The organism is Streptomyces cylindrosporus, assembly GCF_022698165.1.
Classification (GTDB): Bacteria; Actinomycetota; Actinomycetes; order Streptomycetales; family Streptomycetaceae; genus Streptomyces; species Streptomyces cylindrosporus.
This window is the reverse complement of the sequence record NZ_JALDAY010000022.1, coordinates 127,686-137,940: the sequence shown is the minus strand read 5'-3', so window position 1 is coordinate 137,940 and position 10,255 is coordinate 127,686. Positions and strand designations below refer to the sequence as shown.

Genomic DNA, 10,255 nt, shown 5'->3' with positions numbered 1-10,255 from the left:
AGATTGTGCGAAAGGCCCACACCAGAAATGGTGTGGGCCTTTTTGCGTTTATGCTCAACAACATGCGCTACGACCTCGTGATCTTCGACAACGACGGTGTCCTCGTCGACAGCGAGCCGATCTCCAACCGGCTCCTCGCCGCCTACCTCACCGAGCTCGGGCATCCCACCTCCTACGAGGACTCCCTGCGCGACTACATGGGCGCCGCCATGCACCGCGTACACGATCTGGTGGAGAAGCGGACCGGGCAGCGGTTGCCGGAGGACTTCGACGATGTCTTTCATGCGCGGGTGTTCGCCGCGTTCGAGCGGGAGTTGAAGCCTGTGGCCGGGGCCACCGACGTACTGGAGGAGCTGGCGGCGGACGGGATGTCGTACTGTGTCGCCTCCTCCGGGAGTCATGCGCGGATTCGGGTGGGGCATCGGACGACGGGGCTGGACCGGTGGTTCGGGGAGGAGCGGATCTTCAGTTCGGAGGATGTGGGGCGCGGGAAGCCGGCCCCCGATCTGTTCCTGTACGCGGCTGAGCGGATGGGGGTCGCGCCCGAGCGGTGTGTGGTCGTAGAGGACTCGCCGCTGGGGGTGCAGGCGGCCGTCGCGGCCGGGATGGACGTCTACGGGTTCACGGCCATGACGCCTGCTGAGCGGCTCGTGGGGGCCACTCAACTGTTCTCCTCCATGGGGGAGTTGTCAGGGCTGCTGCACTGACATTTGTCATGCGGAGCTCCGGACGATCGTTTCTACTGCCGACCGGGTGCCGGACGCGAAGCTGAGGGCATGACGACGAACACGGTGTCCCAGGGCCAGAGCAGCAACCAGACCACCCAGACCCCCAGCGCGCTCGACAACTTCCGTCCGCTGATCGTGGACGTGGCGGTTCCCCTCGGTGCGTACTACCTGTTCAAGGACGCCTTCGGGATGAGCACCTTCGCGGCGCTCGCCTGGAGCAGCGTCGTCCCGGCGGCGCGGACCGTGTGGAGCCTGGTGAAGGAGCGCCGGGCGAACGCGCTGGCGGGGCTGATCCTCGCGGTCAACGTGGTCTCGCTGCTGCTGAGCTTCCTCTCCGGCGACCCGCGGCTGATGCTCGCCAAGGACGGCGCGGTCAGCAGCACCGTCGGCATCGGCATCCTCGTCTCCGTGGCGCTCGGCCGGCCGATGATGACCGCCGGCATGAAGCCCTTCCTGGTGAAGGGCAACCCGGCGAAGGAGGCCGCGTGGCAGCGGCTGGCGTCGGGGCGGGCGGCGGCCTCGGCGGACTTCCTGCGCAAGGAGCGGGTCTTCTCGGTGGTGTGGGGCGTGGCGCTGCTCGCCGAGTGCGTGGCCCGGGTCGTGGGGGCGTACACCATCCCCGTGGACACCATGGTCTGGCTCGGCGGGGTCATGATGATCGGCGTGATGGCGCTGACCTTCGTCATCAGCGGTGGGCTGGCCGCCGGCCCGATGGAGGAGATGGTCCGCGCCGAGGCGGAGGCCCACGAGGCGGCCGCCAGGGCCGAGGTCACCGTCGCCGCCTGACCGGGGCGGCACTCCGGTCAGTGACCGCGGACGCACCCCGGCCCATGACCGGCCAAGCGCCCCGGCCACCGACCCGGAAAGTAAAGCTGAAGGAAATTCATCTTTGGCCGGATCTACCCACAGGTAGCCAGGGGCCCTACGCTCGCCGCCATGACAGATGTGCTGCGGCGCGGTAGGGCCTCTTTGGCGTTCAGCTTCTTCGCTCAGGGCGCCACCTTCGCCCTTCTGGTGACCCGCATTCCGGCCATCCAGGACCGGTACGGCGTCTCCGACGGGCTGCTGCCCGCCTTCCTGGCCGCCGTACCCATCCTGGCCGGTGTCGGCAGCGTGACGACCGAGCAGCTGGTGAAGCGGATACGGCCCAGCACGCTGCTGCGGTGCGCCCAGCCCGTCGTACTCCTGGCGCTGCTCGGCGTCGGGGCCGGGGACTCGATGGTCGAGCTGGGGATCGCGCTCGCGGCGTTCGGGCTGGCGGTGGGGGCGCTGGACGCCTCCATGAACATGCTCGGGGTGAGCCTTCAGCGGGCGTACGGGCGGAGCATCATGCTCAGCTTCCATGCCGTGTTCAGCCTGGGCGGGATCGTGGGCGCCTCGCTGGCCTGGGTCGGGGCGCACTGGCATCTCGCGCTGTGGGTGTCGTATCTGCCGGTCGTCGCGGTGCTGCTGCCGGCCACGCTGATCGGGAGCCGGTGGTACGTCGACGGGGGTTCTCCGGCGGAGGCCGCGGACGAAGGGACGAGCGAGGGCGGGACCGTCGTCTTCAAGCTGCTGCTGCCGCTGTGTCTGGTGATGACCTTCGCGTACATCGGGGACTCGACCGTCTCCAACTGGAGTGCCAAGTACCTGAAGGACACCCTGGGAAGTTCCGAGCAGCTGTCGACCGTGCCGTACAACGTGTACATGGTGACCACGCTCCTCGGCCGGTCGCTCGGGGACTCGGGGGTGCGGCGGCTCGGGGCCGTGACCGTCGTACGGCTGGGGGCGCTGGTGGCGGCGCTCGGGTTCGCGGTGGTGGCGCTGGCTCCGGGGGCGTGGGTCGGGATGCTCGGGTTCACGTTGCTGGGGCTGGGGCTGTGTGTGCTGGTGCCGCAGACCTTCGCGGCGGCGGGGCGGTTGTTCCCGGGGGCCTCGGACTCGGCCATCGCGCGACTGAACGTCTTCAATTACGTCGGGTTCCTGATCGGTTCTCCCTTGGTCGGGGCGCTGGGCGACGCGTGGAGCTATCGCGGGGCGATGCTCGTGCCGATGGCCCTGGTGCTGGTGACGCTCTTCTACGCCCGCTCGTTCGCTCCTCAACCGGACCGATACGGTGGCGGGCATGAGCGGCCGCGCACAGCTGATGTGGGACGAGGCAGTAACGGGCTATGACTTCGGTCCGGACCACCCGATGGATCCGGTCCGGCTCGCCCTGACCAGGCGACTCGTCGACGCCTTCGGGCTCGACAAGGACGTCGACGTGGTCGCGGCGAAGCCGGCCGGGGACTCGACGCTGCGGCTGGTCCACCGGGAGGACTACATCGAGGCCGTGAAGGCGGCCTCGGCGGATCCCGGGGCGGCCCGGGGGGCGTACGGGATCGGGACGATCGACGATCCCGCGTTCGCCGGCATGCATGACGTGTCCGCGATGATCGCGGGGCAGTCCGTGGGGGCCGCGGAGGCCGTGTGGCGCGGCGAGGCGCTGCACGCCGTGAACTTCGCCGGCGGGCTGCACCATGCCATGCCGGGCGGCGCGTCCGGGTTCTGCATCTACAACGACGCCTCGCTCGCCATCGCGCGGCTGCTGGAGCTCGGCGCCGAGCGGGTCGCGTACATCGACGTCGACGTGCATCACGGGGACGGCGTGCAGGCGGCCTTCTGGGAGGATCCGCGGGTTCTGACGATCTCCCTGCACGAGCATCCGCGGACGCTGTTCCCGCAGACGGGGTGGCCGGAGGAGACGGGCGCCGACGCGGCGGAGGGGTCGGCCGTGAACCTCGCGCTGCCGGCCGGGACCGGGGACGCGGGGTGGCTGCGGGCCTTCCACGCCGTCGTACCGGAACTGATCGCCGATTTCCGGCCGCAGGTGCTGGTGACGCAGCACGGGGCCGACACCCACTTCGAGGACCCGCTCGCGCACCTGGCCGTGTCGCTGGACGCGCAGCGGGCCGTGCAGGTCGCCTGTCACGAGCTGGCGCACGAGCACGCCGACGGGAAGTGGATCGCGCTGGGCGGCGGCGGTTACGCCGTGGTGGAGGTCGTGCCGCGGTCGTGGACCCACCTGGTGGCGATCGCGGCCGGGCGGGAGATCGCCCCGGAGACGATGATCCCGGAGGGCTGGCGGCAGGAAGTCTTCGCGCGGACACGGCAGTTGGCGCCCGCCCGGATGACGGACGGGCGGTGGCCGGTGGAGTACGCCGGGTGGGAGGCGGGTTACGACCCCGCCGACCGGCTCGACCAGGCGGTACTGGCGACGCGGCGGGCGGTGTTCCCGCTGCGCGGGCTGCTCGCATAGCCGACGAGAGCTACGGGGTCCGTTACGCCAACTGTGCGGTGTTCGCCCGTTCCTGTGGCCGTCCCCGGCCCCGTCGGCCACCATCGCAGACGTGTTGAGCACCGGAGCGCTGCGCGCCCATCTGCTGGCCGCCCGGCTCGCCGGGCCGGTGGCCACCTCGCGTGAGGAGAGCCTCCGCAGCTACCGGCTCTTCGCGGCCCGCGATCCGCGCGTGCTGATCGGACTCGATCCCGAATGGACATGGCGGCCCCGGGATTTGATCGGATTGATGGCGGACAAGTGCGGGGTTTCGGCCGATCCGCAGCATGTCTCAGGCCATGATGTGATCGATCCCGAGCGGACGTTGACCGCCCTGGATGCCTTCGCGGAGCGCCTGGCGGCAGCCGCCCAGCGCAGCGCCCCTGTACTCCTCGGCACCGGCCATCCGCACCGCCTGCTCGGCTTCTACGCCGCCTTGGCGGACGCGCTGTCGGCGGCGGGATGTACCGTCCTCACACCGGCGCATGGTCACTGTGTCGACATAACGACCCGGTTCGGCCTACGCACGTACAACCTTGACTACGTACAAGGAGTCGCGCTCCTGCGAGAACCGGGGGCGCCTCGCCCCGGTGGTGCGACCGGCGCGCACACGCACTCACCGCTCCCGGTTCGGCTCGCCCTGGCGGCGGCGGCCGACGCCGGCGGACCGCTTCCGGAGCTGGTGGTCGGGGATCACGGCTGGGTCTGCGGAGCAGGTCAGCTGGGGTTCGAGGCCATTGGGCTGGCCGATACGGACGACCCCGCGCTCTTCGTGGGGGAGGCCGAGGGGTCCGTGTCCGTCGTCGTTCCACTTGATGACGCTGTGCGGTCTGATTACTACCGGCCGCTTACCCGCTACGTACTCAATCGAGCGTGTCTGTCACAGTAGGCCAGTGATGGGCATGCGATGGGTGCACCTCTTCCCCACTCGCATCACCCGCCCCTACATTGGGGAGTGAGCACGCAGCGACGAAGAGTCACCGGAAGGGGAAGCCGGTGGCCGTCGAGTGCGGAAGGTTCAGGTGTGTCATGGCTGCTGAGCAGAGGCCTCTGAGCGAGGTTCAGTTCCTTACCGTGGCGGAGGTCGCCTCGGTGATGCGAGTGTCGAAGATGACCGTGTACCGGTTGGTGCACAGCGGTCATCTGCCCGCGATCAGGGTGGGGCGGTCCTTCCGCGTCCCCGAGAACGCGGTTCACGAGTACCTCCGCGAGAGTTACGTGGGGGTGGAAACCGCCTGACGGCCGTCGCGGGGGGATCCTCAGGGCACTAGTGGATCTCCCCCGGCATCCTCGATTACGACCTCAGCGCTCGGGCGGGTAGGCTGGCCCCTCGTAGGTCGTATGGGCCCATGGCGCCCAAACACCGAGTGATGAGAAGTGAGCGAGGGTAGTCGTGGGCTCTGTTATCAAGAAGCGGCGCAAGCGGATGGCTAAGAAGAAGCACCGCAAGCTGCTCAAGCGCACGCGCGTTCAGCGTCGCAACAAGAAGTAAGCGACGCCGTAAGAGCGTGTTTGTGGCCCCCCACCGGACTGGTTGGGGGGCCACACGCATATCCGGACCCGGCGCGCCGTGCCTACGCACGGGTTTCACATGGCTTGGTCTGTTCATACGTCTGTGGATGTCGTGACTTCGTGCATTGGGCGGTCATCACAGCGCAACATCGACCCGCTAAGTTGGCCGCACACGGGGAACGCGGCACGCTACGAGGGCATACGACGGCCGCACGTCGGCTGGAAGGAAGGCGCTGATCTTGGGCAAGGTCGTGCTCGTGACCGGAGTGGCCCGCAGGCTGGGGGGCCGGTTCGTACGACGGATCCAGCGTGACCCGCAGGTGGACCGGGTCATCGCCGTGGACGCGGTCCCACCCGAGCACCACCTGGGCGGCGCCGACTTCATCCAGGCCGACATCCGGCAGCCCACCATCGCGCGGGTGCTCGCCGAGACGGGCGCCGACACGGTCGTACACCTCGATGTGACGGCGATGGCGCTCGGCAGCGGCAGCCGGACCACGGTCAAGGAGACCAACGTCATCGGCACGATGCAGCTGCTCGGCGCCTGCCAGAAGTCGCCGACGGTGAAGCGGCTGGTCGTGAAGTCCAGTACGAACGTGTACGGGTCCGCGCCGCGGGACCCCGCCGTGTTCACCGAGACGACCCCGCCCAAGTCGCTGCCCAGCGGCGGCTTCGCGAAGGACACCGTCGAGGTCGAGGGCTATGTGCGGGGGTTCGCGCGGCGGCGGCCGGATGTCGCCGTGTGCGTGCTCAGGTTCGCCAACATCCTGGGGCCCTCGGCGGACACCCCGCTCGCCTCCTACTTCGCGCTGCCGGTGCTGCCGACCGTGTTCGGCTACGACCCGCGGCTGCAGTTCGTGCACGAGGACGACGTGAACGAGGTGCTGCGGATCGCCTCGCACGAGCCGGAGCGGGGCACCCTCAACAGCGGCACCTTCAACATCGCCGGGGACGGGGTGCTGCTGCTGTCCCAGTGTTCGCGTCGGCTCGGCAAGCCGACCGTGCCGCTGCTGCTGCCGGCCGTCAACTGGGCGGGCTCGCTGGTGCGTACGCTGGGCGTGACCGACTTCTCCCCCGAGCAGATCCGGCTGCTGACCCACGGCAGGGTCGTGGCGACGGCCCAGATGCGCGAGACGCTCGGATTCCGGCCGAAGTACACGACCGCGGAGACCTTCGCGGACTTCGCGCACAGCCGGGGTCCCGGCCTCCTGCCCCCGGAGGCCCTCGCGGCGGCCGTCGACCGGATCGCCGCGCTGCCCGTCCTGGGCGGCGGCCACCCCCCGACGCAGAGCGCCAACTGAGGAGCGCATCAACGATGGCGGATGCCAAGGTCATTCCGTTCGACGACGACCGGTCCCGCGGAAGTGCCGTACAGCGGCCCGCGCGGCGCCGGGGCGCGGGGAGCCGACGCAAGACCACCGAGCCCGCGCTGGTCGGAGAGGTCCAGCCCCTGCCCAGCAGGGCGTCGGCGCAGGATGATGTTCCCGTGACGCGTGAGGAACAGCAGCCCGAGAAGCCGCGGGAGGACGGCGGCCTGGAGCGGCGCCTCGCGAGCGGCCTCGACTTCCTGCGCCGCCGCCTGACGGGCGACTACGAGGTCGACGACTTCGGTTACGACGAGGAGCTGACCGACCAGGTCCTGATGTCCGTGCTGCGGCCGGTGTACGAGAAGTACTTCCGGGTCGAGGTGAAGGGCGTCGAGAACATCCCGACGGAGGGTGGCGCGCTGATCGTCGCCAACCACTCCGGGACGCTCCCGCTGGACGGTCTGATGATGCAGGTCGCCGTGCACGACCACCACCCCACGGGCCGACATCTCAGGTTGCTCGCCGCGGACCTGGTCTTCATGCTGCCGGTGGTCAACGAGCTGGCCCGCAAGCTGGGCCACACCCTGGCCTGCGCGGAGGACGCCGAGCGCCTGCTCGGCCAGGGCGAGCTGGTGGGTGTGATGCCGGAGGGCTTCAAGGGCATCGGCAAGCCCTTCTCGGAGCGCTACAAGCTCCAGCGCTTCGGCCGCGGCGGCTTCGTCTCGACGGCCCTGCGCAAGGGCGCTCCGATCATCCCGTGCTCGATCGTGGGCGCGGAGGAGATCTACCCGATGATCGGCAACGCGAAGACCCTGGCGCGCGTCCTGGGCTTCCCGTACTTCCCGCTGACCCCGACCTTCCCGTGGCTGGGCCCGCTGGGCGCGATCCCGCTCCCGACGAAGTGGACGATCCAGTTCGGCGAACCGATCCTCACGGACGGCTACCCACCGGAGGCGGCCGAGGACCCGATGCTGATGTTCAACCTGACCGACCAGGTACGGGAGCAGATTCAGCACACGCTGTACAAGTTGCTGGTGCAGCGGCGGTCGGTGTTCTTCTAGCGGGGTTTACGACGGTGGGGGCGCCCTTCCTGAGAAGGGCGCCCCCACTGCCGTATCGCTCCTACGAGCTCGCGTCCTCGCCGTTGATTCCCAGGCCCGGGAGCAGGCCCGGGAGGAGGGGCGGGAGCGTCACGTCCGGGTTGGTGCTCGGGGACTTGCTCGCGGACGGGGAGGCGGTGCCGCTGTCCTTCGGCGGGTCGAGGAGGCCTCCGGTGTTGCCGCCGAGCAGGCCGTCGCCGCTGGACGCCGACTTGCTGGGGCCCGCCGAGTGGCCGCCCTGCGAGGTGCCGTCGCCGGTGCTCGGCTGGGTCGAGCCGTGCCCGGTGCCCGAGGTGCCCGTGGACGCCGTACCCGAACCGCTCCTGCCGCTGCCGCCGCCCTGGGCCGGGGGCTGGGGGAGCAGGGACTGAAGCGGGGCGACCTCTTCGTCTATGGCGTCGAACACCGAGGACACCTGCTCGCTGACGTCCCCGAGCTGGACGGGGAGGCGGTCGCGCAGGGCGCCCCAGGCCTCGCGGTGCGAGCGGGAGAAGGCGGAGAGGGCCTGGATGGGGCCCAGCGAGTGCGGGTCCCGCTCGTACGCCTCGTGCAGCAGGCGGTGGCCCTCGGTGGCGTCGTGCTGCATGCCGAAGAGGGCGCGGCGGATCTCGCCGAGGGACTCGTGGTCGAGGTGGCCGCCGCGGTCGCGCTCCATCAGCCGGCGGGCCTCGCCGAGGCGGGTGGAGGCCTGGTCGAGGTAGGCCACACCGCGCTCGTCGTCCCCGTCGGAGAGGTAGTTGAGCTTGAAGTCCTCGATGCCGCGCTTGAGGCCGTACAGCGAGTCACCGGGCAGCGCGTCCGAGCTGGCGGCGGCGACTCCGCCGAAGGCGCCGGCCGCGACGCCGACGCTGAGTCCGCCCGCGGCGAGGCCCTTGGTCAGCCGGGACCGGGGTCGCAGCTTGCCCAACGGGCTCGCCCGGTGCGCGCCGCCCCGGGCACGGTGGGAGCGCTGCTCCGGTACCGACGGGTCCGCCGCCTCGCCACCGGTGCCCTCCTGGAGCATGGCCTCGAACGCGGCCACCAGCTGGGCCCGTTGGACGACCTTGACCTCGGGGTCCAGCTCCGGCTTGGGCAGCTCGCCGAGGTCCACCACCAGGTTCAACAGCTCGGCCTGCTCGGTCCGGGCCGCCTGCGGTGGGGGTCCTTCGGACTGCTCGGCCGCCGTGTCCCGGTCGGGCTGCTCGTCCAGGGCCTGGGCGAAGGCGTTCGCCCGCCGGTGGGCCGATACGTTCGCGATCACAGGCGGCACCTCCTCTCGTCATGACGGTCGACTCCCCAGGGGGTCCTGAGGGTTGCACACCCTGACCACAACCACACGATCGTGTGATCGGAGTCGGCCAGGGAGTGACCACAGGGAGCCTGCATCCCGCACAACGAGCGGCGCGGCACTTGGGTTACGGACGACGGATGATCGGATCGGGGAGTCAACGGACTTTCACTGAGGGCTAGTTGGGCGTCACACAGGGTGCCGGTTCAGCGGGCGTCGTCCGGGAGGAGCCGGGCGAGGGTGCGCACGGCGCGGTACTGCAGGGTCTTGATGGCGCCCTCGTTCTTGCCCATCACGCGGGCGGTCTCGGCGACGGACAGGCCCTGGAGGAACCGGAGGGTGACGCACTCCTGCTGCTGCGGGTTGAGGCGGCGGACGGCCTCGAGGAGCGCGGCGTTGGAGAGGGACTCCAGCACGGAGTCCTCCGGGGAGCGCTCGACCTCGTTGGCGTCGAGCATCTCGCCGGTGGTGACCTCCAGCCGGAAGCGGCTCGACTTGAAGTGGTCGGCCACGAGGTTGCGGGCGATGGTCACGAGCCAGGCGCCGAAGTCGCGGCCCTGCCAGGTGAAGGTGCCGATCCTTCGGAGCGCCCGCAGAAAGGTCTCGCTCGTGAGGTCCTCGGCGGTGGCCTTTCCGCCCACGCGGTAATAGATGTACCGGTAGACGGTGTCGCTGTACTGGTCGTAGAGCCGCCCGAACGCGTCGGCCTCGCCGGCCTGGGCCCGCTCGACGAGGTCCATCATCCGGGCGCTGTCGCTGTCCGCGGCCGGGCGGCGCGCGGTTGTGGCACCGGCCGCGGTACGGCCCCGTCTGCCGACGGCTGCGGTGCCGTCGGCAAGCGCGTAGCACGGGCCGGCCGGTGCGGTGGCTACCGCGAGTGCGGGGACGGCGTACGCGGTGGGGACGAAGTCGCGCAACAGTTGTTGGACCGTTGCGCGCAGCGTAGCCAGGCCCGAGGCGTCAACCCCGACGTGTGGGTACACGGGACTCCCAGAGGCAGAGCTTCCATCACGTGCAGTGCGGGACCGTTCACCCGTCGTAGCGAC

11 protein-coding genes are annotated in these 10,255 nt (G+C 70.1%); 9 read left to right on the top strand and 2 right to left on the bottom strand.

Features of this window, described 5'->3' with window-relative positions:
- Positions 1-62 precede the first annotated feature (62 nt).
- The 9 genes from MQP27_RS48680 to MQP27_RS48640 all read left to right on the top strand — a co-directional run bounded on the left by MQP27_RS48680 (position 63) and on the right by MQP27_RS48640 (position 7,903).
- The gene (locus tag MQP27_RS48680; protein WP_242778269.1) at positions 63-707 is read left to right on the top strand and encodes an HAD family hydrolase; all 645 of its coding nucleotides are present in this window, start codon (positions 63-65) and stop codon (positions 705-707) included.
- Positions 708-776: 69 nt separating this feature from the next.
- A complete protein-coding gene (locus MQP27_RS48675; protein WP_242778266.1) occupies positions 777-1,514 on the top strand; it encodes a VC0807 family protein in 738 nt (245 codons plus the stop codon).
- A 150-nt stretch (positions 1,515-1,664) separates the two neighbouring features.
- Entirely contained in the window at positions 1,665-2,882 is a 1,218-nt protein-coding gene (locus MQP27_RS48670) for an MFS transporter (protein ID WP_242778263.1), read from the top strand.
- Positions 2,833-4,005, top strand: coding sequence for an acetoin utilization protein AcuC (locus MQP27_RS48665; RefSeq protein WP_242778260.1), 1,173 nt, complete (start codon positions 2,833-2,835; stop codon positions 4,003-4,005). The genes MQP27_RS48670 and MQP27_RS48665 overlap by 50 nt, the downstream gene beginning before the upstream one ends.
- A 91-nt stretch (positions 4,006-4,096) precedes the next feature.
- Positions 4,097-4,912: a phosphatase gene (locus tag MQP27_RS48660; protein WP_242778256.1), complete on the top strand. Its 816-nt coding sequence runs from the start codon at positions 4,097-4,099 to the stop codon at positions 4,910-4,912.
- A 140-nt stretch (positions 4,913-5,052) separates the two neighbouring features.
- Positions 5,053-5,262 carry a helix-turn-helix domain-containing protein gene (locus tag MQP27_RS48655; RefSeq protein ID WP_016437488.1) on the top strand — a complete coding sequence of 70 codons (210 nt, stop codon included), beginning with the start codon at positions 5,053-5,055 and terminating at the stop codon, positions 5,260-5,262.
- Positions 5,263-5,416: 154 nt separating this feature from the next.
- Positions 5,417-5,515, top strand: coding sequence for a 30S ribosomal protein bS22 (locus MQP27_RS48650; protein WP_003948845.1), 99 nt, complete (start codon positions 5,417-5,419; stop codon positions 5,513-5,515).
- A gap of 259 nt (positions 5,516-5,774) precedes the next feature.
- Positions 5,775-6,836, top strand: coding sequence for an NAD-dependent epimerase/dehydratase family protein (locus MQP27_RS48645; protein WP_242778254.1), 1,062 nt, complete (start codon positions 5,775-5,777; stop codon positions 6,834-6,836).
- A 14-nt stretch (positions 6,837-6,850) separates the two neighbouring features.
- Positions 6,851-7,903, top strand: a complete 1,053-nt coding sequence (locus MQP27_RS48640; RefSeq protein WP_242778251.1) for a lysophospholipid acyltransferase family protein — start codon at positions 6,851-6,853, stop codon at positions 7,901-7,903.
- A 61-nt stretch (positions 7,904-7,964) separates the two neighbouring features.
- Here the strand turns inward: MQP27_RS48640 and MQP27_RS48635 are convergent, their stop codons facing one another.
- Together MQP27_RS48635 and MQP27_RS48630 are read right to left on the bottom strand one after the other, a co-directional pair.
- On the bottom strand, positions 7,965-9,182 hold the full coding sequence (locus MQP27_RS48635; protein ID WP_242778248.1) for a DUF5667 domain-containing protein: 1,218 nt from the start codon (positions 9,180-9,182) through the stop codon (positions 7,965-7,967).
- Positions 9,183-9,415: 233 nt separating this feature from the next.
- On the bottom strand, positions 9,416-10,192 hold the full coding sequence (locus MQP27_RS48630) for an ECF subfamily RNA polymerase sigma factor, BldN family (RefSeq protein WP_242778244.1): 777 nt from the start codon (positions 10,190-10,192) through the stop codon (positions 9,416-9,418).
- Positions 10,193-10,255: the final 63 nt, after the last annotated feature.